Annotated in this window: 18 protein-coding genes; 6 read left to right on the top strand and 12 right to left on the bottom strand. The window is 61.0% G+C overall.

Translation table 11 applies throughout. From position 1 onward, the window contains the following. Positions 1-127 precede the first annotated feature (127 nt). The 4 genes from RXV86_RS12350 to RXV86_RS12335 are packed head-to-tail and all read right to left on the bottom strand — an operon-like array spanning position 128 to position 6,581. Positions 128-2,137, bottom strand: a complete 2,010-nt coding sequence (locus RXV86_RS12350; protein ID WP_316300106.1) for an FAD-dependent oxidoreductase — start codon at positions 2,135-2,137, stop codon at positions 128-130. Further along, on the bottom strand, positions 2,112-2,834 hold the full coding sequence (locus RXV86_RS12345) for an NAD(P)-binding domain-containing protein (protein WP_316300103.1): 723 nt from the start codon (positions 2,832-2,834) through the stop codon (positions 2,112-2,114). The genes RXV86_RS12350 and RXV86_RS12345 overlap by 26 nt, the downstream gene beginning before the upstream one ends. A gap of 37 nt (positions 2,835-2,871) precedes the next feature. Beyond that, on the bottom strand, positions 2,872-4,917 hold the full coding sequence (locus RXV86_RS12340) for an NADH:flavin oxidoreductase (RefSeq protein ID WP_316300101.1): 2,046 nt from the start codon (positions 4,915-4,917) through the stop codon (positions 2,872-2,874). A 53-nt stretch (positions 4,918-4,970) separates the two neighbouring features. After that, a complete protein-coding gene (locus tag RXV86_RS12335; RefSeq protein WP_316300099.1) occupies positions 4,971-6,581 on the bottom strand; it encodes a trimethylamine methyltransferase family protein in 1,611 nt (536 codons plus the stop codon). A gap of 101 nt (positions 6,582-6,682) precedes the next feature. Here RXV86_RS12335 and RXV86_RS12330 point away from each other — a divergent pair, with 101 nt between their 5' ends. Further along, positions 6,683-7,306 carry a TetR/AcrR family transcriptional regulator gene (locus RXV86_RS12330; protein WP_316300097.1) on the top strand — a complete coding sequence of 208 codons (624 nt, stop codon included), beginning with the start codon at positions 6,683-6,685 and terminating at the stop codon, positions 7,304-7,306. Positions 7,307-7,535: 229 nt separating this feature from the next. Here the strand turns inward: RXV86_RS12330 and speB are convergent, their stop codons facing one another. The 3 genes from speB to RXV86_RS12315 are packed head-to-tail and all read right to left on the bottom strand — an operon-like array spanning position 7,536 to position 10,805. Then, positions 7,536-8,501 (bottom strand): agmatinase, encoded by a 966-nt coding sequence (gene speB, locus RXV86_RS12325; RefSeq protein ID WP_316300094.1) that lies wholly within the window; start codon positions 8,499-8,501, stop codon positions 7,536-7,538. After that, positions 8,494-9,399 carry an NlpC/P60 family protein gene (locus RXV86_RS12320; protein ID WP_316300092.1) on the bottom strand — a complete coding sequence of 302 codons (906 nt, stop codon included), beginning with the start codon at positions 9,397-9,399 and terminating at the stop codon, positions 8,494-8,496. Before RXV86_RS12320 ends, speB begins: the two co-directional genes overlap by 8 nt. Further along, the gene (locus RXV86_RS12315) at positions 9,396-10,805 is read right to left on the bottom strand and encodes a leucyl aminopeptidase family protein (protein ID WP_316300090.1); all 1,410 of its coding nucleotides are present in this window, start codon (positions 10,803-10,805) and stop codon (positions 9,396-9,398) included. The genes RXV86_RS12320 and RXV86_RS12315 overlap by 4 nt, the downstream gene beginning before the upstream one ends. A gap of 200 nt (positions 10,806-11,005) precedes the next feature. On the opposite strand from RXV86_RS12315, the gene RXV86_RS12310 reads away from it, so the two are divergent. Both RXV86_RS12310 and RXV86_RS12305 read left to right on the top strand, forming a co-directional pair. After that, the gene (locus RXV86_RS12310) at positions 11,006-11,317 is read left to right on the top strand and encodes a hypothetical protein (protein WP_316300088.1); all 312 of its coding nucleotides are present in this window, start codon (positions 11,006-11,008) and stop codon (positions 11,315-11,317) included. A gap of 185 nt (positions 11,318-11,502) precedes the next feature. Next, positions 11,503-12,096 (top strand): hypothetical protein, encoded by a 594-nt coding sequence (locus RXV86_RS12305; RefSeq protein WP_316300087.1) that lies wholly within the window; start codon positions 11,503-11,505, stop codon positions 12,094-12,096. A gap of 106 nt (positions 12,097-12,202) precedes the next feature. Here the strand turns inward: RXV86_RS12305 and RXV86_RS12300 are convergent, their stop codons facing one another. After that, positions 12,203-12,637, bottom strand: a complete 435-nt coding sequence (locus tag RXV86_RS12300; RefSeq protein WP_316300085.1) for a hypothetical protein — start codon at positions 12,635-12,637, stop codon at positions 12,203-12,205. A 104-nt stretch (positions 12,638-12,741) separates the two neighbouring features. Between RXV86_RS12300 and RXV86_RS12295 the strand changes: the two genes are divergently transcribed. Further along, the gene (locus RXV86_RS12295) at positions 12,742-13,389 is read left to right on the top strand and encodes a carbonic anhydrase (RefSeq protein ID WP_316300083.1); all 648 of its coding nucleotides are present in this window, start codon (positions 12,742-12,744) and stop codon (positions 13,387-13,389) included. Positions 13,390-13,472: 83 nt separating this feature from the next. On the opposite strand, the gene RXV86_RS12290 is transcribed toward RXV86_RS12295, so the two are convergent. Both RXV86_RS12290 and RXV86_RS12285 read right to left on the bottom strand, forming a co-directional pair. Continuing rightward, positions 13,473-15,107 (bottom strand): mucoidy inhibitor MuiA family protein, encoded by a 1,635-nt coding sequence (locus tag RXV86_RS12290; RefSeq protein WP_316300081.1) that lies wholly within the window; start codon positions 15,105-15,107, stop codon positions 13,473-13,475. 170 nt (positions 15,108-15,277) lie between these two features. After that, positions 15,278-16,300 carry an aspartate-semialdehyde dehydrogenase gene (locus RXV86_RS12285; protein WP_316300078.1) on the bottom strand — a complete coding sequence of 341 codons (1,023 nt, stop codon included), beginning with the start codon at positions 16,298-16,300 and terminating at the stop codon, positions 15,278-15,280. 201 nt (positions 16,301-16,501) lie between these two features. On the opposite strand from RXV86_RS12285, the gene RXV86_RS12280 reads away from it, so the two are divergent. Continuing rightward, on the top strand, positions 16,502-17,164 hold the full coding sequence (locus RXV86_RS12280) for a c-type cytochrome (RefSeq protein WP_316300076.1): 663 nt from the start codon (positions 16,502-16,504) through the stop codon (positions 17,162-17,164). A gap of 172 nt (positions 17,165-17,336) precedes the next feature. Further along, positions 17,337-17,513: a hypothetical protein gene (locus tag RXV86_RS12275; protein WP_316300074.1), complete on the top strand. Its 177-nt coding sequence runs from the start codon at positions 17,337-17,339 to the stop codon at positions 17,511-17,513. An 11-nt stretch (positions 17,514-17,524) separates the two neighbouring features. Here RXV86_RS12275 and RXV86_RS12270 read toward each other — a convergent pair whose 3' ends face one another. Next, a complete protein-coding gene (locus RXV86_RS12270) occupies positions 17,525-18,703 on the bottom strand; it encodes an MFS transporter (protein WP_316300072.1) in 1,179 nt (392 codons plus the stop codon). Between the two features lie 221 nt (positions 18,704-18,924). Continuing rightward, the gene (locus tag RXV86_RS12265; protein ID WP_316300070.1) at positions 18,925-19,671 is read right to left on the bottom strand and encodes an SDR family oxidoreductase; all 747 of its coding nucleotides are present in this window, start codon (positions 19,669-19,671) and stop codon (positions 18,925-18,927) included. Positions 19,672-19,683: the final 12 nt, after the last annotated feature.

Genomic DNA, 19,683 nt, shown 5'->3' with positions numbered 1-19,683 from the left:
ACCCGTATCAGAACGCGAAGTCTTTGCTCACAACTTTGCCGAAAGGTTGGCCAAGCGCCTTAGGTCGTGGAGAAATCCCGTTCGATCCAGCAACGTGAAACTGGACGAGACTTCGCAGCCCACTGAGTCAAAGCTCCAGCCCCGTCACGCGCCCCTCGTAAATCGCCGCCGCCGCGTTCCGTGGCGCATGGGCATCGCCGACCAGCCGCGCCTCGATTCCCAGTGCCCGCAACCTGTCCCACAGCCCGTTATCGGCCCGGTTGCCGGTGGCAAGGACCAGCCCGTCGGCGGCGATCTCGCGGCTTTCGCCCGTCAGTAGGCCCACGACTTCGGCCGCCTGTCCGGTCCAGCCAGTGACGCTATGCTCGGTCACAAACTGCACCCCCAGCCCCGCCAGCGTCCGGCGCAACGGCAGATCGGTCGAGGATCGGAACAGTTCCGACCCGACCATCCCGGCAGGAGTCACGATCGTTACCTCGTGTCCGTCCTCGGCCAGCCGCCACGCGGTACCGCAGCCGCGCCAGTTGCCGGCCTCGTCCAACACCACAACCCGTTTGCCCAACCGCGCGGCCCTGCCCATTACATCCTCGGGCGCGGCCACGCCGGGCAGATTAACCCCGGGCATTTCCTCGACATGGGCCAGCGCCTTCTGGAACCCGGTCGCCATCGGCAGCGACCCGGTGGCCAGCACCACCTCGTCCACCTGCATCGCGGCAATCTCATCGGCCTCCAGGTAGGTGCCGAACCGCACGTCCACACCCAGCCGCTGCAACTGACGTTCATACCACTCAACCAGCTCGGTGATCTGCCCCCGCCTTGGCTGCAAGCCCGCCAGCCGGAACTGCCCGCCCAGCCGGTCGCTTGCCTCGGCCAGCACCACGCTATGGCCGCGTTCGGCGGCCACACGCGCCACCTCGCAACCGGCCACGCCGCCACCAACCACCAGCACCCGTTTCGGCTCTAACGTTGCGGAAAACTTGTCTCCGCCCCATTGGAACTCGTGCCCGACCGAAGGGTTGATCAGGCAGGAGATATAATAATCCCGCCCCCGCCGGCCCCAACATTGCTGATTACAGGACAGGCAGCCGCGAATGTCGTCCTCATGGCCGCTTTCGGCCTTTGAGACCAGCCACGGATCGGCAATCTGCCCACGCACGATACTGACAAGATCGGCCACGCCTTCCCCCAAAAGCGTATTGGCATTCTCGGGTGTCCGGATACCGGCTTCCGAGATGACTTTGGCCGTCGACACGCGCGCCTTGATCATCGACGCCAGATCGGCGGTCAGCTTCTCACCATACTGGAAGCTCGGGATGATCTTGTAGAAATCCTGGTAGCTGCCAGCGCCAACGGTGACATAGTCAATGAGCCCGGCATCGTCGTGCAGCCCGACGATCTCGGTGGTCTCTTCGCGCGTCAACGCAATCTCAACATCCGGCTCGTCATTCACCGCCAGCCCGATGATGAAATCCTCGCCGCACGCGGCCCGGATACGCCGCATAGTCTCCATCGAGAACCGCATCCGGTTCTCAAGACTTCCGCCCCATTCATCGTCGCGCGTGTTCGACCACGGGTTCCAGAACTGATCCAGTAGCGCATGGTACGTGGCCCATGTCTCGACCCCGTCAAACCCGGCCGCCTTGGCCCGGACCGCGGCACGCACAGTTGAGGCAATCGTCTCTTCAATCTCGGCCGCGCTCATTGCGTGCGACCCGTCATTGTCGTGATAGGACGGCCCGCCCGACGGCGACCAGTTGGCATGCCAGCTGTTGTCCCAATCGCCATGCGCCCCCACGTGGTAAAGCTGCTGGATCATCACGGTACCTTGCGCCTTGCAGGCGTCGGTGATGTCACGGAACCCCGGGATCACCGCATCGTCGTCGGGCAGGAAATTGCCGCGGATCAGAACGGCGGCACGATGCACCGGCACCGGTTCGACCACGATCATCCCGGCCCCGCCCCGGGCGCGTTCCAGGTAGTACCCCTTGTGCCGTTCCCCCGGCAGGCCAAGATCCGCCATGTTGGTGGTATGCGCCCCGAACACGATCCGGTTCTTCAGGGTCTTGTGGCGCAACGTCAGCGGTTTGAACACGTGGGGATAGGCCATCGGATCACTCCAGTTCGTCCAACCCGGCATGCAGGGTGTCCGCCATGCCGCTCTCTTCCATATGCAGCCGCAGCCGCTGGTTATATCCGCCTGGCGTGTTCAGAGCCTCAATCAACGGGCCGCATTCGCTTTCCATCAGATTCGATGCGATCAACCTCCGCAGAAAGGCCTCTGCCTGGGCGCGATCATCCACCCGCTTGCCCAGCCAATCAGCCGCATCGCTGATCATCCGCGTGACGGGGGACACCAGCGCCTGGGCACACAGATAGGCCGCCATTTCCTTTTGACCATTCAACTCGAACACCTGGTTTCTGGCACCGAAGACCTCGCGCACCAATTCGCCGTCGCCCATCATCATGATAGCCGAGCCACCCTTCGCGATATTGGGAAACGGCATCATGATCGCCACCGCGTGTGCCGGGCGCACCATCGCATCTGCCTCTTCCAGCGTGGCCCCCGCCATGAAGGTGATCACCCGCTGCCCTTCGCGGAACTCAAGTGCGCCCAACACCTCCGGCGCCACCTCCGCCATCAGGCCCAGGAAGATCACATCACTGCCGTCCACGACGCCTTGGTTATCGGCCACCCGGATGTTGTCGAACTCCTCTGCCAGGGCCCGCGCATGGGAGGCACTGCGCTCGGATACCGCAATCTCGTGCCCATCTCCGACGATTCCCCGCACCGCTGCGCTTGCAATCACCCCAGTTCCAATCACGCCTATTCGCATGCAACCCTCCGTAGGGCGGGTTTCAGCCCGCCCCTCTTCAAATATCCTTCACCAACCGCAGCGCATCATAAATCGCCGCATGGGTATTCCTCGCACTTACCGCATCACCAATCCGGAACAACATGAACCCGCCGTCCGGGTTCCGCTCCACCGCCTGCGGTTTGCCGTCGATCAACGCATCGTAATCCACTTCGCCCGCGTTCCGGCTCATCGGCTTCAGCTCGAAATACAGATCATCCATCGGCAGCGTGCCATAGTTCACCACCACCTGATCATATGCCGCCTTGTCGGTGTGATCACTGTAATCCGTACCGATCGTCGCAACCAGCTTGTTGCCCTCACGTTCGACCCCCATCAACCGCCGAGTCACGGTGAACGTCACATCCCGGTGTTGCAGTTCGCGCATATAGGGCACCAGGTTCATCCCCATGATATCGGGGGCAAACATCCGGTCCGGCGTCATCACCTCGACGCGTGAACCCGCCTTGGCCGCCACCTCTGCCGCCATCAGCCCCGGATGATCGCCGCTCTCGTCATAGACCAGAACATTCTCCGCAGGTTTCACGTCGCCAGAGATCAGATCCCAGCTCGTCACCACATGCGCCGCGTCCTTGCCGGTCTCGAACAGCTCGGTATTGGGCAACCCACCGGTGGCCACGATCACCACATCAGGCTCCAACGCGGTCACGTCCGCCGCCTCGGCCCAGGTGTTGAAATGGAACGTCACATCGCGCGCCGCACATTGCGCCATACGCCACTCGATGATTGAAATCATCTCCCGCTTGCGCTCATTCTGCGCCGTCAACCGCACCTGCCCGCCCGGATCGGGCTGAGCCTCGAACACGGTCACGTCATGGCCGCGCTCGGCCGCAACCCGTGCAGCCTCAAGCCCCCCTGGGCCCGCACCGACGATCACAACCTTCTTCTTCTCGGCCGCCGGTTCAATCACATGCGGCATGGTCAATTCACGCCCCGTCGCCGCGTTATGCATGCACAGCGCCTCTCCGGCGCCGTAAATCCGGTCCAGACAGTAAGTCGCGCCGACACATGGCCGAATATCATCCTCGCGCCCTTCAACGATCTTCTGCACAATATAGGGATCGGCCATATGCGCCCGGGTCATCCCCACCATATCCAGCAATCCCGCCTGCACCGCGTGCCGCGCGGTGGCGACATCGGGAATTTTCGAGGCATGGAAGGTCGGCATGCCGGTGGCCTTTTTCACCTCACCAGCGAAATCCAGATGCGGTGCGTTCTTCATCCCCTGCACCGGGATGATATCGGTCATCGCCGGATCGGTGTGAATTCGCCCGCGAATGACATTGAGGAAATCCAGTTTTCCGCTCGCCGCCAGCCGTTTGGAAATCTCGATCCCCTCCTCGGGCGTGATCCCTCCGGGCGCATCCTCGTCGGCGGTGTAACGAAATCCGACGATGAACTCGTCCCCGACACGCTTGCGAATGGCGTCCAGCACGGTCATCGGAAACGCCAGCCGGGTCTCAAGATCGCCACCGCCATAAGGTCCATCCAGATCATTGGTCAGCGGCGACCAGAACTGATCCAGCAGGTGGCCATAGACCTGCAACTCGACCCCGTCCATGCCGCCCTCTTTCATTCGCTCTGTGGCATCGGCAAAATCACTGATGATCCGCTCGATATCCCAATCCTCGGCCAGCTTGGGAAAGGCCCTGTGCGCCGGTTCGCGGTGTTTCGATGAGCTGATGGAGGGCAGCCAATCCCCCTTGGCCCAGCCGGTACGACGGCCAAGGTGTGTCAACTGGATCATCGCCGCGCAGCCATGCTCGTGCAGACTGTCCGTCAGGTTTCTGATCCACGGCACCACCTCGTCCTTGTAGGCGAGGATGTTGTTGAACACCGGCGGGCTGTCCTTGGACACGGCCGCCGAGCCCGCCGTCATCGCCAAGGCAACCCCCGCCTTGGCGCGTTCCTCGTGATAGGCGCGATAGCGATCCTTGGGCATGCCGTCCTCGGGATAGGCCGGCTCGTGACTGGTGGTCATGATCCGGTTTTTCAGCGTCAGATGTTTCAGCTGATAGGGCTGCAACAGGGGATCGTTCGACATAGGTCCATTCCTTCCTTCACGGCGTGGGGTGGGGTTTCAAACCTCCACCCGCATCAGTGCCACATATCCGGCATCTCGTCTTTCTTCTGGGCGACAAAGGCCTGCAATTCGGCGTCGATACTGGCATCCAGCTCCGGCGGCTCGTACCGCGCCAGCGTATCCTTCCACCGCTTATTCGCCCGTGTCGCCATGTCCACCCGGCCCGCCTCGTCCCAGGTCTCCCAAGGGGTGTTGTCATCCAGCGCTGAGTCCCAATAGGCCGTCTCGTAATGCTTCAGCGTATGGGCACACCCAAACATGTGCTCTCCAGGCCCACCTTCCGATAGCGCCTCAAACCCTAGCGTATCCTCGTTCACGTCAACGCCCTGCAGATAGGCATGCAACGCTGCGCAAACATCGAAGTCCATCACCAGTTTCTCATAGGACATGCTCAAGAGCCCATCGAGATATCCCGCCATGTGCATGATGAAATTTGCCCCCGACTGTACCGCGGACATTGCCGACATCATCGACTGCTGCATCGCCTGCCCATCTGGAAGCTTGCTGGTCGTGAAACTCCCGGCGCAGCGCAGAGGTAGTTTATAGCGCCTTGCAAACTGCCCCATGATCAGGCTCGCCGCCGCAGGCTCGGGCGTGCCAAACGTGGGTGACCCCGACCGCATTGCCATCGAGTTCATGAAGCTCGCAATCACCGCCGGCGACCCGGGCCGCTCCAATTGCGTGATCGAGGCAGAAACCAGTGTCTCGGCCAGGTTCTGCGCCACCTGCCCCGCCATGGTCAGCGGCGCCACCGCCCCGCCCAGCAGGAACGGCAAGTGGATCGACCCCTGACCGGCGCGCGCATAGGTGCGAATGCCTTTGCTGGTGATCCCATCGATGACCAGAGGCGAGGTGGTGTTGAAGTTGCCCATCACCACGTTGTGTTGGTCGACGTAATCTTTTCCGAACAGGACCCGCGCCATTTCAATCGAATCCGCCGCCCGCTCGGGCGCAGTGATCGACCCGAGGAAAGGCCGGTCGGAATAGCGGATATGGGCATAGACCATGTCCAGATGCCGCTTGTTCACCGGGATGTCCGTCGGCTCGCAAATCGTCCCGCCCGAGTGATGCACCCAAGGCGAGGATTGCGACAGCTTCACCAGCGTCTCGAAATCCTCAAGCGTCGCGTAACGCCGCGTGCCGTCCATCTCCATCATGAACGGACAGCCGTAGGAGGGCAGGAACACGGTCGCATCGGTGCCCACTTCAATCGTGTTTTTGGGATTGCGTGCATGCTGGGTAAAGCGTTCCGGTGCGGTGCTCAGAATATCCAGCGCCAAGCCCGGCTCGAATCTGAGCCGCCAGGTCTCTTCCCCGGTCTTCTCAACCTTCACCCCGCGTTCACGGAACAGCTCGACAACCTCCGGGTCCTCGCGGAACTCGATGCCGATCTCGTCCATGATCCGGTTCGACGTCGCCTCGATCTGATCGAGCTGCGCCTCGTCCAGAATCTCGTAGGGCTTCATCTTGCGGGTGATGAACGGTGCCTCCAAATGCGGGTTCTGCCCGGCCTCGTTGGTGCGCCCCGTTCCCACGCTACGCTTGCGCCGCCGCTTGCGGGTCTGGGCAGGCGCCTCGACCCGTGCTTCATCCTGCAAGTCTGCCCGCAGCTCTTCCTCACTCATGTCGCGCTCCTCCAAACGACTCTCCAGGAAAATCTCAACGCCAACTTGACACTTGTGTCAAGTAACTTGTGCATCTATGTCAACCTTGATACGCTCCCCCCATGAATGTCGAAACGCCGCAACGCAGCCGCAACAGCGAAGACCTCTGGCTCGCCGCCGCCTATGACCTCTTGACGGAAAGCGGGGTCGAGGCGGTCAAGATCATGCCGCTTGCCCGTCGCGTCGGCCTGTCGCGCACCGGGTTCTACTGGCATTTCAAGGATCGTGACGCGCTCCTCGAAGCGATGATCCGCCGCTGGGAAGAGAAAAACACCGGCAACCTCGTGGACCGTTGTGAAGCCTTTGCCGAGACGATCTGCGAGGCAATGTTCAACCTCTTCGACTGCTGGCTCGATGCCGACCTGTTCGACGCCCGGCTTGACCTGGCCATCCGCAACTGGGCCCGCAATGACCCGGCCCTGCAAACCCGCCTCGACAGCGCCGATGCCCGCCGCCGTGCCGCCGTCACGGCCATGTTCACCCGCTTCGGCTATGACTCCGACCAGGCCGAGGTCCGCGCCCTGTCGGTGCTCTATACCCAGATCGGCTATATCTCGATGCAGGTCAGCGAAGACCCTGTCGCCCGAATCGCGCGGATGCCCGCCTATATCGAGGTCTTCACGGGCGAGCGCCCCACGCAATCCGATTTTGAACGCTTCAACTCACGCCACCCACTCCCGGCTTGAGGTTTTGCGCCGCCTTCGGCTTCGCTCAGGGCCACATGGTATCTGCAGGCACCTCGCTTGCGCGTGGCGCACATCAACGTTTCGTTTCAACTGAATGCATCGCACCTGCCTGGCCGCTCGAATACGTATTCCGACCCTGCCAAATGCGAAATCATTCGAGGTGCGTCGCTCACGTCCCCTGATGAAAGCCAGGAGGGCGGGCGGGAGCTGCCGCCAGGCGGCGTACCCTCTATCCACCCTGAACTTGTGCAGCCATCTGGCACAGCATCTCGAACATGATCGACACACCCAGAAACGCAGTCCCGCCGGACGGATCAAACGGCGGTGACACCTCAACCAAGTCAGCACCGACAATCTTCACGCCCGCCAACTCCCGCACCACCTGCAGCGCCTGATAGGAGTTCGGGCCACCAACCTCGGGCGTGCCAGTGCCCGGCGCAAAGGTGGGATCGACGAAATCGATATCGTAGGACACATAGGTATCCCCTTTGCCCACGATTTCGCGCGCCTCGGCCATCACGTCCGCCACACCACGGGCATGGAACTCGTCAATCGTGATGATCCGGATGCCGACCGATTGGGCAAAGTCCATATCCTCATGGTCATACATCGTTCCGCGAATACCGATCTGCACAACCCGCGCAGGGTCCAGAAGCTCTTCTTCAACGGCCCGGCGGAATGGTGTGCCATGGGTGTACATCGTCCCGTCGAAATAGGAATGGTAGAGGTCGGTGTGGCTGTCGAAATGCACCATCCCCACCGGGCCGCTCGCCGCCACCGCCCGCAGGATTGGCAGGCTTGAGAGGTGATCGCCGCCGCCGGTCAGCGGCACGATCCCCGCCGCGACAACCTCACGATAAAACGCCGTGATCCGCTGCATGCTGTCCTGAATGTCCGCTGGGTTCGGCCCCACGTCGCCCAGGTCGGCACAATTCACCGTCTCGAACGGTCTGACCCCGCTGACCGGATGCTCGGCCCGGATCATGGTCGAGGCATCGCGCAACTGTCGTGGCCCATGCCGTGGCCCGGGCCGGTTGGTGGTGCCGCTATCCCAAGGCACGCCGATCAGCCCGACCTGCACGTCCCCGAACCGTTCGTGCCCGGGTGGCACATGCGGCAGCCGCATGAAGGTCGGAATGCCGGCAAACCGAGGCAGGTCGAACCCGCTCACCGGGTGAAAAAACACGTCACTCATGGCCCAAACCCTCCAGTCTCTTCCTTGATGTCACTGGCCCGTCGCCCTGCCGTTCGATCCGGGCGATGGCCTCGTCGATCCCTTCATAGGCCACCGCCATGTGGTGGGCATTGGCGTGGATCAGCCTCTCGTTATCCACCACCATCGCGACGTGGCCTTTCCAGAACAAAAGATCGCCACGTTGCAACGGCTCATCCTCGGCCAACGGACGACCCAGCTCGGCCTCCTGCATGTCGCTGTCCCCGGGACAGGCAATGCCACAGGCCAGCAAAGCCGCCTGCACTAGCCCCGAGCAATCAATCCCGAAGGCACTGTTTCCGCCCCAAAGATAGGGTGCGCCAAGGTAAAGTTCGGCAACCGCGATAGGGTCAACGTCCAATTGGGAAATCGGGCGAAGATGTTGAATTGGAACAAAGCGGGTTTTGTAAGGCCCATCACATGTCGAGTCATCTATCCGGCATGGCATCTGTATTTTCGCGAAACGCCCATTGTCCTCAGCCACAGTCAAGCGACAGCCATGACTGATCGCCCAAGCGCACCGAGATAGTTTCATGTCCGGATGCTTGTAGAGGTGCGTTGATCGGCTGGCTACGACATGGGTTGGGGATTGCAAGGCGTGTTCAGTCAAATCAAATGCGCTGACCCAACCGACATAGCCATCCTTTTCGGACCGTACAAAAGCGTGGCCCTTGTGGTGCTCAAGCACTCTGACCCATTCACCCAAAAGCAGTTGACGGTCGATTCTCTCGCCGTTGATGTCCGGCTTGGCCATGATGTCGGCACAGATCACGGCGACTGTTTCAAGATGCCCATCAACAAAGGTATCGGCCTCAACCTGACCCTTCAGCGAGTCATGTGCCACCCGCTCGTTGGCGAAATGCAACCGCCGGTCGATCACAGGTCCAACATCCCCGGCAGCGCCTCAAGCACCGCCCGCGCACCCATGCCGACACCGCCCTTGGGACGCCCCGGCTTGGCCGTTGGGTTCCAGCCGTAGATGTCGAAATGGGTATAGCGCGCCTTGTCCCCCGCAAACCGCCGCAGGAACAGTGCCGCGGTGATCGACCCGGCAAATCCGCCCTTTGGCGCATTGTCCAGATCGGCGATCCCAGGCTCGATCATCGCCTCGTAGGGGTTCCAGAACGGCATCCGCCAAACCGGATCGGCCACCCGGATCGCCGCCCCCTCCAGCGCGGCCACAACCCCTGTATCGTCGCTATAATAGGGCGACAGATCCGGCCCCACGGCCACCCGCGCCGCGCCGGTCAGCGTCGCCATCGAAATCATCAGGTCCGGCCCATCCTCGGCCCCCAGTGCCAGCGCATCGCCCAGCACCAACCGACCCTCGGCATCGGTGTTGTTGATCTCGACCGACAGTCCCTTGCGACTGGCCATTATATCCCCGGGCCGGAACGCATCGCCGCTCACCGCGTTCTCGACCGCCGGGATCAGCACCCGCAATTGCACCGGCACCCCCAGCGCCATGATCATATGCGCGAGGCCCATTACCGTGGCTGCCCCACCCATGTCCTTCTTCATCAGCCCCATGCTGGCACCGGGTTTCAGGTTCAGCCCCCCGGTATCGAAACACACCCCCTTGCCCACAAGAGTCAGCTTGGGCCCCTTGTCACCCCAGCTCATGTCAATCAACCGTGGCACCTGGACACTCGCCCGACCCACCGCGTGGATCATCGGAAAGTTTTCCTCCAACAACGCCTCGCCCCGGATCACCGAAATCTCGGCCCCGAACCGCCCCGCCAGGTCGACACAGGCCGCCTCGAGCGCCACCGGTCCCATATCACTCGCCGGTGTATTGATCAGGTCCCGGGTCAATGCCTCGCCTTTCGCAATCGCCTCGATCTTGGCGGCATCCACCCCTTCTGGTGCCACCAGCCGCGCCTTGATCCCGCTGGCCTTGGCATAGCGGTCAAACGCGTAACCCGCCAATAACCAACCCAGCGCCTCAACCTCCAGCGCCGACCCCTCCAGATCACTGCTCAGCGCATACACCCCTTCGGGCAGTTTCGCCGCCGCACCTGCCAGATGAAACCGCCCGCGCGCCCGGGTCTTGTCATCCCCAAAACCGGCCAGCGCCGCCTCCGGCGCCCCATCCTCACCCGGGATCACCAGCGCCTGACCAAGCTTGGCCTCGAACCCTGATGCCCGAACCCAGCTTGCCACCCGCTCGGGCTGCTCCTCAAGCCACCCCTCCAAAGCGTCCTTCGCCAACAGGCGCAGCGGGATCGCCCCATCGGCGCCATCGGCAAACTTCATCGGGCTCGGCTTGGTATCGGTCGAGGACATGGGGCGTGCTCCGCATTGGCAATTGTCCCGCGCAGCCTATCCCGATCCGCGCGGCCTGCAACCCCGACAGTTACGCATACCACCGCTTTGGCGTGCTCGTCTGCGCCGGGCACGGTTGGAACCCTGTTGGATGTGGTCGGAAAACCTCGTAATAAAGGTTCCACATAGTAAGCAACCCGGTCGGCAGAGCCGACGCTGCAATGAAAACAAAGCTTCAAGCACCGCCTGAGGTGGTGGCCCAGTTCAACAACTGGCACCTGCCCAGAAGAGGCAAATCAAACCCTGAAAATCAGACCAATGATGTTTGGTCATGGCTCGTTCAGACACGAGCTTGGCCCCATGCGGCGCACAAGGCGGCAGGCTCCGGCGAAAAGCAATCCCCAGGATGGTGTTTTGACCGCTTTGGTCAGTCGGAAACGCACCTTCCCGATGGAACACGCATTTACATTGGGGGGAACACGAAGACCATTATGACCCCGACTTTTACATCTACAATGATGTTGTTGCCGTAAGGCCTGATGCTTCTATTGAGCTCTACGGCTACCCAACCGATATCTTCCCACCAACCGATTTTCACAGCGCAACGCTGTGGGGCAACGAGATAATCATCATCGGCGGGCTGCGCCATCCAGATGACCGAGACCACAACGACACCCTGGTTTTTCGCCTCCGGCTTTCCGATTTCTCCATTCACCCCGTGGCAACTCAAGGGGACGCGCCGCCATGGCTCTACGACCACAAGGCCGAATGTGCGCGTGGCGGTGCCAGACTGATTTGCACCGAAGGTCAGGTGACACATCAACCCACAGACAGAACGGTCGAGAACCTGACAACTTGGGAGTTCGATCTTGCAAAGATGTCTTGGGAGTTCATCGAGACCAAACCATTTCAACGTTGGATTTTGCTGCGAGAAGACGAAAGCTACAATGACCTGTGGGGGATCGAGCAGGTCGCGCGCGCAAACCGTTCTTCGCGCAAAAGCACGATAGCCGAGCGTTATCGCACCGAATTTGAAGAACGTGGCCTCATAGTAGATGTCGAATTGTTCGAAGGGCGGTTTTCACCCCCAATCCCGCATCGCAAGATCGAACCTGACACCGCCTCCGAAGACCACAAAACCCATCGGATCCTTATCGATGACGTTGTCGTTCGCTTCACGGAAGACCGGCACGAAATCGTTGTCACCGTTGAGGGGGAATTGCCAATGAAAACTCTTGAAGCGCTCGAGCAGCACGGCCTTAGAACGTATAGCACGCTGGAAGGGGTTCCCTACAAATCCGTGCGCCTATAGCAGCGAAGCTGGGTTAGACGATGCGGTCGCCTGTTCCAAACCATGAGCCAAACACAGACAGAGCCGCATGACGTACGACTTCAGCCGATCACCCCCCGCGCGCCGCTCAGATCGACAGGTCTTGCAAATCCCAAATCTCGGTCAATGACCTCTCGCCGGTGCGGATCAACCGCGCCAGAACGGCAGCCAGCGCAATCTCGTCCCCCATGTCGATACAGGCCTTCAAATCACCCGCCACCCGCGCCAACAGCTTCATTCCGATCTGCTCGGCAATGGCCACGATCATCCGCGCCGCCTTGCGAATATCGCCGAACCGGCCTTCGCGGTAAAACCGTTCGACCTGGGCCAGCTTGACGGCAAGCTCCTCCATCGCGCGGCACACAATGTCCTCGGCATTGATGTCGCCCAATTGCCGGTACAGCCCTTCAAGCGTTTCCGCGTCCACCCGAACCGGTTCATTCTGCGCCAGAATGGTCACCACATCCACGATCTCACCCTTTCCATTCACTGCCCCCACGGCATTGGCGCATCGTGGGGCCAAAGACCTCTCTAAAAGGTTAGGGCGGGGCGGTCTTTTCTCTCGAAATCTCCGCAATTTTTGGCTATCTGTCGCGCCAGACTTAAGTCCACGCCCAAGGAGTCGACATGCAATTGGCCAAGCCCCTGCCATCCTATCTGGTTCAACGCTATGCGGGTTGGAAGGCAACCACCTACAAGAACAACGAAGCCTGGTATCACCGCCTTGCCGACGAGGGTCAGCACCCCCGTGCCATGATCATCTCGTGTTGCGACAGCCGCGTGCACGTCACCGCAATCTTTGGCGCCGACCAGGGCGAGTTCTTCATTCACCGCAACATCGCCAGCCTCGTACCACCCTACAAACCCGACGGTGCCCAGCACGGCACCTCGGCCGCGGTGGAATATGCCGTGACTGCGCTCAAGGTCGCCCATGTCATCGTCATGGGTCACTCTAGCTGTGGCGGGGTTCAGGGCTGTCTTGACATGTGCACCGGCAACGCCCCGGCATTGGAAGAAAAATCAAGCTTCGTCGGCCGCTGGATGGACATCCTGCGCCCCGGGTATGACCGGGTCAAGGACCTGCCCGGCGAAGACCAGGGCGGCGCACTGGAAAAACAGGCGGTGATCGTCAGCCTCGAAAACCTGATGACCTTCCCCTTCGTTACCGAAGCCGTGGAAAGCGGGCGCCTGTCGCTGCACGGTCTGTGGCACGACATCGGCGAAGGCGCGATTGAACAGTACCTGCCCGAAACCGGCGGCTTCGCAGCGGTCTGATACGAAAACGGGGCGGCCAATCGACCGCCCCGTATCCCGTAGGGTCGGTGCAAACCCACCGTACCCACCGTACCCAGTGTGACCTAGCGCAGAACTTTCCCGTCCGGCCAATCAATGGTGTAGTTCAGGTCGATTTTCATGGTCTTTCCGGGTGCCAGTTCGGCCTCCCAGGCCATGATCCCCTTGCCGTCATCCACGTCCAGCTCAGCCGGGCGTGGCTTGGCATTCCAGGTGATCACCAGATCCTCCTGTTCCGAGTATGGCACCTGGTCAATCACCCGCATCGGCCAGGTATCCCCAGTCAGGTTCTCGGCCTCGATCCGCACCTTTTCGGCAATCTGGTGCGAGGTACTCAGAACACCGCGCTCGCCCTGGTTTCGATCCACAACCCTTGTCAGGCGCAGCCCCTCGATCGGACCGAAGGCCAGCATTGCCTCGGCCCCGGTCGGGATCGGCTCGTGTGCCTCAACCTGCCCGACATAGGCACCGTCTCGGAACAGCTGCACCGCCTCGCTGGGCAGGATCAGTTCCGGGCTGTCATTGGTGAACTCGGCCACCAGGAATGCGGTTTCGTCATATTTTGGCACCGCCTGCGCCTTGACTTCGGCATCAAACCCCAACTCGCCCAGCGCCAGCCGCACATGATCCGCCGAGGACGCAAGGTTGATCTTCTCGGGATAGGTATAGGTCACGCTCAGCCCGTCAAAACTGACCGAAGCTGAAGCCTCTTCAACAATCACGGGTGCTTCAATGACCGGATCGGCCATCATTCCCATCTCGGCCTCGTCGTAGCGCTTGCTAGTCATCACCGCTCGTTGCTTCTCCGGGTCTGTGATCCGGCGCTTGTCGGGCCACAGGTGCGACGGCTGCACCTTGCCCTCAGGCGCGTTTGTCGACATCTCCAGCGTCACGTCCCGCCAGTTCTCACCGGTATTCTGTGCCACCAGCACCCCGCGTTTCAGCGTCACCTGCCCGGCCTTGCGATCCAGATACGCATCGTAAACCGGCATCCAACTGGCCCGCCAATCGTAATAGCTGACCTCCATCACGCCTTCGGTTGCCGCCCCCGCCGCAACCTCGACGGCCACAAGGTTCCTGACCTCGCTTTCCGGCACCAACGCCCGAACCGCCTGTTTCGCCTTCTCTAGCGCCTCGCGCAAATCCTCGACCTCACGATCCACCTTGCGCGCCTCGCCCTCGGCCGACAACGCCGCCTGACGCGCCGCAAGGGTTTCTTCCCCCACCATCCGCGACACATCGCGCAGCACATCTGTCCCGGCTCCGCTCAGCGCTTCCCCCTGGCCCAACTGGCGCAGGAAGGTGATCCGCGTATCTGCCGCTTCACCAGCCGCCCGAATGGCCTTTGCCGCATCCTCCTTGGCCCGCACGGCCTCTTGCAGACGCTCAACCTCATCCCGCGCTGCCTTCAGCGCGTCACTTTCCCGGTCCTCGGCGGGTGGCACGTAGTTGTCGCGCAGCGTTACCGCCCCCATTGCAACCCCGCTCACCTTGACTCGCACCGCCTCCATCGGCGTACCCGCAGGCAGGTCGATCAGCCGCAATTGATGCCGCCCCTCGGGCACCTGGAATGGCACCACCCGAGTGATCTTGGCCCCTTCGGGGTACATCAACACATCCGTGACCTTGCTTGTCAGGGTGATGTCATCCGCCAGGACGACGCTCGGAAAAAAGGCCAGAACCAAAGGCAAAACGCGCATGAAAATCTCCTCTGCGATACGCTCCAATCAAATCCCATCGCCCGCGCGATGGGAAGCAGCTTACCTCTATGACGTGGCTCACGCCTTGATCCTTGGCAAAAAAACGCCAGCGCATGAAAAAAGGCAGGAGCCGTTTCCGACCCCTGCCTCATTCAAATCTCTGAAAGGTCTCAGCCCTTCTTCAAAACCTCACGGCCCAGAAGCTCGGCAATCTGCACCGCGTTCAGTGCCGCACCCTTGCGCAGGTTGTCGCTGACGCACCACAGGTTCAGACCGTTCTCGATGGTGCTGTCCTGGCGGATACGGCTGATGAAGGTGGCGAAATCACCGACACATTCCACCGGCGACACGTAGCCCCCGTCTTCACGCTTATCGATCACCATGATGCCCGGCGCCTCGCGCAGGATGTCACGCGCTTCGTCTTCGTCGAGGAATTCGTCAAACTCGATGTTCACTGCTTCCGAGTGGCCCACGAACACCGGCACCCTTACGCAGGTCGCGGTGACCTTGATCGCCGGATCAATGATCTTCTTGGTCTCGGCCACCATCTTCCACTCTTCCTTGGTCGAGCCGTCTTCCATGAAGACGTCGATATGCGGAATGACGTTAAAGGCGATCTGCTTGGTGAATTTCTTCGCCGGCTTGTCATCTGTGGGGTTGTACATCGACTTGGTCTGGTCCCACAGCTCGTCAATGCCTTCCTTGCCCGCGCCGGAAACCGACTGGTAGGTCGACACGACGACGCGCTTGATCTTGGCCCGGTCATGCAACGGCTTCAGCGCTACGACCATCTGCGCCGTCGAACAGTTCGGGTTGGCGATGATGTTCTTCTTGGCATAGCCATGCACCGCCTCGGGGTTCACTTCCGGAACGATCAGCGGGATGTCCGGGTCGTAACGATAAAGCGAGCTGTTATCGATCACCGTGCAACCGGCCTTGGCGGCCACCGGCGCATACTTTTTGGTCGCTTCGGACCCAACAGCAAACAGCGCCATATCCCAACCGTCAAAATCGAACGTATCCAGATCCTGGGTCTTCAATGTCTTGTCGCCAAAGCTCACCTCGGTGCCGAGGCTCCGGCGCGAGGCCAGCGCGACAATCTTCTCGACCGGGAACTGACGCTCGGCAAGAATGTTCAGCATTTCACGGCCCACGTTCCCCGTGGCACCGACGACAACGACATTATAGCCCATCTCTAGGGTCTCCTTGCGACTCAACGCAGGCGTCTTAGCGCAGGGCTTCCCCCGGGGAAAGGCCCTGAAACATCAGTTTCTGTGACCAAGCGGTGCATCGGGGCGAATATTCCTGACGTTCTGTCTGCAACCCCAAGCTTGGAGAAAAGCGATCCGCGTGCCAACATCAGTGAAAAACCGCATCAAACCCGAGGTTCCCGGATGACACATCTTCTGAAAACCCTAACCGCGACGGCCCTTTTGATCATTGCCGCGGCAGGAATTGCCCGGGCCGAACCGCCACCCGCCTATGAGGGGCAAAGGCTCTATGTTTCATATTGTCAGCTTTGCCACGGCACCGAAGGCAAGGGCGACGGACCGCTGGCGAAATCCATGGGGCTCACCCCAGCGGACCTGACAACCACCGTGCGCGCCCGCAGCGATGCTATTCTGACCCGAATCATCACCGGCGAAGGCCAAACCATCACCGGGCGCGACCGCCATAATCTGATCAGTGATGCGATGCCGGAATGGAAGGACATCTTCGACGACGATGAGGTTACGGCACTCATCGCCTGGCTGCGCTTCATGAGCCGGGCCAAGCATGACCTGGTGGGCGATCCGGCGGAAGGCTTCGAGTTGTTTCAGAAATACTGCCGGGTCTGCCATGGTGACGACGGCTATGGCGATGGCGTCATGGGCAAGCTGCTCGCCATGTCACCGATGGACCTGACCAACCCAATCGAAACCGACACGCTCGACAATGACCAGATGGCCAGAACCATCCTAGACGGCAGCGGTCGCTACATGCCCGCCTGGCGCGGCATTCTCAGCCAGGAAGATGTCGAGGCGCTGGTCAGCTATATCCGACTGCTGGCTTTCTGATCGTCAGTGCATACTCCGGTGCGATCTCGTGACAGCAGACAGAATGGCAGCGCCCACGGCACCCGTATGATCACTCAGAGGGTCACGCTGGGTTTTGACACCAATTGCCCAAGTTCTGCCACATTGATGTGCAACTTTGGTCTCAATCCAAATCGACTCGCTTGAGACTACAATGAACTATCGCGACCAAACCAATAGTTTTGCCGACCACAAGAAATGGTCCGAGTGGAAGATGCAGCCGCCGAAGCCGCAAGTGCCACAACGCAAACTCACGAATTATGCTTCCGCATTTGTATTTGCGATGTCGGCAATCGTTGTAAGCGGCGCTTTTCAACACCTGACCATCTGACTCACAGGGGCCTAGCCGGTGCGATCCTGCGAAAACAGATAGATCACCAGCCCCACCAGCACAGTCGCCGCGAAGAACCAATAGAGTACCTGAAACGGGTACTCCACCGCCCCGCCTCCTGCCTCGGCGGCACTATAAAGCTTGCCGGTGATCACCTGCATCACGCCCACACCACCAATGCCAAACAGGTTCATCAGGGTCACGCCGCGCCCCACAAGGTGCGGTGGATAGAAACTGCGCCCATGCGCCATCAGCACCGGAAACGATGCGCCAAAAAAACCGATCGCTGCACAAAGCGCCACCGCCCGCCACAGCACGTCTTGCGGTAGAAAGGCCAGCGCAACGATACAGGCCAGGCCCAGCGCATTACCGCCAAATACCACCCACTTCCGCGTCCCCAGAATGCGATCAAGCGGTCCATAGGCAAAAGTCCCGGCAATCATCGCCGCCCCCATGATCAGGGTGATACTACCCACCACCCCGGCACTGGCGCCAAAGACATCGGTAAAGTACGGGCCCAGCCACAGCCCCCGCAGCCCCGCCGCCGGGGCATAGTGAAAGAACATCAACGGAAACAGCAGCCACAGCGCCGGCATCTTCAACAGATCCAGAACCGATCCCTTCTCGTCGCTCAACACCTTCTCGGGGTCGCGCACCATGACAAACAAACCTGCCGCCGTCGCCGCGCTGATCCCGGCCATCACCCACATCACCGTGCGCCAGCCAAAGGCCTCGACCGCCAATGTCGTAGGCAGCGCGCTGGCGAGGTTGCCAACACTCCCCACCCCCAGGATCAGCGCCGCCAGCGTGGCAAATGCCGCCGGGCTATAGACGCGGGCGAAAATGAAATAGCTCGCCATCAGAACCGGGGAACAACCCACGCCAATGAGCAGCATGGCAATCGACACATGCTCGGGCGCCTGCGCGACGGCAAACATCGCCGCCCCGCCACCGCCGCCGATCAACAACAACACCGAAGAGGTCAGCCGCGGCCCGATCCGGTCCAGGGCCCAGCCCACCGGGATCTGCATTGCCGCGAATGACAGGAACCAAAACCCGGACGCTGTGGCCAGCGCCTCGGGCGTCGCTCCGATATCGACCTCCAAAACCTCGGTCAGAACAGCCAGGAACGCCCGGTAAAACTGACTTAGCACATAGGCAAAAGTCAGCAGGATCAAATCTGCGCGCATGTCTCACTCCCCTGTCCGCCGCCTCGGTGACACGCCGATGCCGCGGACACAAGCCTTCGCGCCACACCGGGCGCCGCGTTATCCATTTTCCTTACAGAACCCTGCGCCACCGAACGCCAGACGGATACCCGACAGGTAGCCGACAGATTCCAGCACGCCGATTTTCTACAAAAAATCGCGTTAACCCGCACGGACGGCGCAATCACACCCCGTTAATGCACTCAGATACAGCGCCCGCCATCCACTTCCATGCAAACGCCCGTAATCATGCTGGCCTCGTCACTGCACAGGAAGGCGGCAGCATTGCCCATATCCTCAGGCGTCGAGAACCGCCCCAACGGGATGGTCGACAGGAACTTTGCCCGCACTTCCGGCGTATCTTCCCCCATGAAACTCGCCAAAAGCGGCGTTTCCCCCGCCACCGGGTTGATCGCGTTGACCCGCACGCCGCGCGGGGCCAGTTCCACCGCCATCGCCTTGGTCGCGGTATTCACCCAACCCTTTGAAGAATTGTACCAATTCAGGTTCGGGCGCGGGCTCAGACCCGCCGTGGACGACACGTTCAAAATCGCCCCCGATCCCCGCTCCTTCATATGCGGCACCAGCGCCCGGGCGAACAGGTAGATCGACTTGCAATTGACCGCGAACACCCGGTCGAAATCCTCTTCGCTGACCTCTTCCATCGGCATCGGAAGATGCGTCACGCCGGCGTTGTTAACCAATATGTCCACCCCGCCAAACACGTCCTTCGCGGTCCCGACCACCTCGGCCACCTGTGCCCCGTCGGCAACGTTGGCAGCATGCCCGAACGATCCTTCACCCAATTCCTCGGCCATCGCCATAGCACCATCGTGGTTAAGGTCCACCACCATCACCTGTGCCCCTTCGGCGACGAATTTCCGCGCGATTCCAGCACCAAAGCCGCTTGCCGCCCCGGTCACGATTGCCATTTTTCCGTCCAGTCGCATGTTCATTCCCTC

This window comes from Aliisedimentitalea sp. MJ-SS2 (assembly GCF_032586155.1).
In the GTDB taxonomy this organism is placed as follows: Bacteria; Pseudomonadota; Alphaproteobacteria; order Rhodobacterales; family Rhodobacteraceae; genus JAWHTC01.
Note: the sequence above shows the minus strand (reverse complement) of the source record. Positions and strands in the feature narration are given on the sequence as shown.

Excerpts from the sequence above, each read along its gene's own strand:
- RXV86_RS12350 (WP_316300106.1), bottom strand. The coding sequence starts at position 2,137 with ATGCCGGGTTGGACGAACTGGAGTGATCCGATGGCCTATCCCCACGTG.
- RXV86_RS12345 (WP_316300103.1), bottom strand. The coding sequence starts at position 2,834 with ATGCGAATAGGCGTGATTGGAACTGGGGTGATTGCAAGCGCAGCGGTG.
- RXV86_RS12340 (WP_316300101.1), bottom strand. The coding sequence starts at position 4,917 with ATGTCGAACGATCCCCTGTTGCAGCCCTATCAGCTGAAACATCTGACG.
- RXV86_RS12335 (WP_316300099.1), bottom strand. The coding sequence starts at position 6,581 with ATGAGTGAGGAAGAGCTGCGGGCAGACTTGCAGGATGAAGCACGGGTC.
- RXV86_RS12330 (WP_316300097.1), top strand. The coding sequence starts at position 6,683 with ATGAATGTCGAAACGCCGCAACGCAGCCGCAACAGCGAAGACCTCTGG.
- speB (WP_316300094.1), bottom strand. The coding sequence starts at position 8,501 with ATGAGTGACGTGTTTTTTCACCCGGTGAGCGGGTTCGACCTGCCTCGG.
- RXV86_RS12315 (WP_316300090.1), bottom strand. The coding sequence starts at position 10,805 with ATGTCCTCGACCGATACCAAGCCGAGCCCGATGAAGTTTGCCGATGGC.
- RXV86_RS12310 (WP_316300088.1), top strand. The coding sequence starts at position 11,006 with ATGAAAACAAAGCTTCAAGCACCGCCTGAGGTGGTGGCCCAGTTCAAC.
- RXV86_RS12295 (WP_316300083.1), top strand. The coding sequence starts at position 12,742 with ATGCAATTGGCCAAGCCCCTGCCATCCTATCTGGTTCAACGCTATGCG.
- RXV86_RS12290 (WP_316300081.1), bottom strand. The coding sequence starts at position 15,107 with ATGCGCGTTTTGCCTTTGGTTCTGGCCTTTTTTCCGAGCGTCGTCCTG.
- RXV86_RS12285 (WP_316300078.1), bottom strand. The coding sequence starts at position 16,300 with ATGGGCTATAATGTCGTTGTCGTCGGTGCCACGGGGAACGTGGGCCGT.
- RXV86_RS12280 (WP_316300076.1), top strand. The coding sequence starts at position 16,502 with ATGACACATCTTCTGAAAACCCTAACCGCGACGGCCCTTTTGATCATT.
- RXV86_RS12275 (WP_316300074.1), top strand. The coding sequence starts at position 17,337 with ATGAACTATCGCGACCAAACCAATAGTTTTGCCGACCACAAGAAATGG.
- RXV86_RS12270 (WP_316300072.1), bottom strand. The coding sequence starts at position 18,703 with ATGCGCGCAGATTTGATCCTGCTGACTTTTGCCTATGTGCTAAGTCAG.
- RXV86_RS12265 (WP_316300070.1), bottom strand. The coding sequence starts at position 19,671 with ATGCGACTGGACGGAAAAATGGCAATCGTGACCGGGGCGGCAAGCGGC.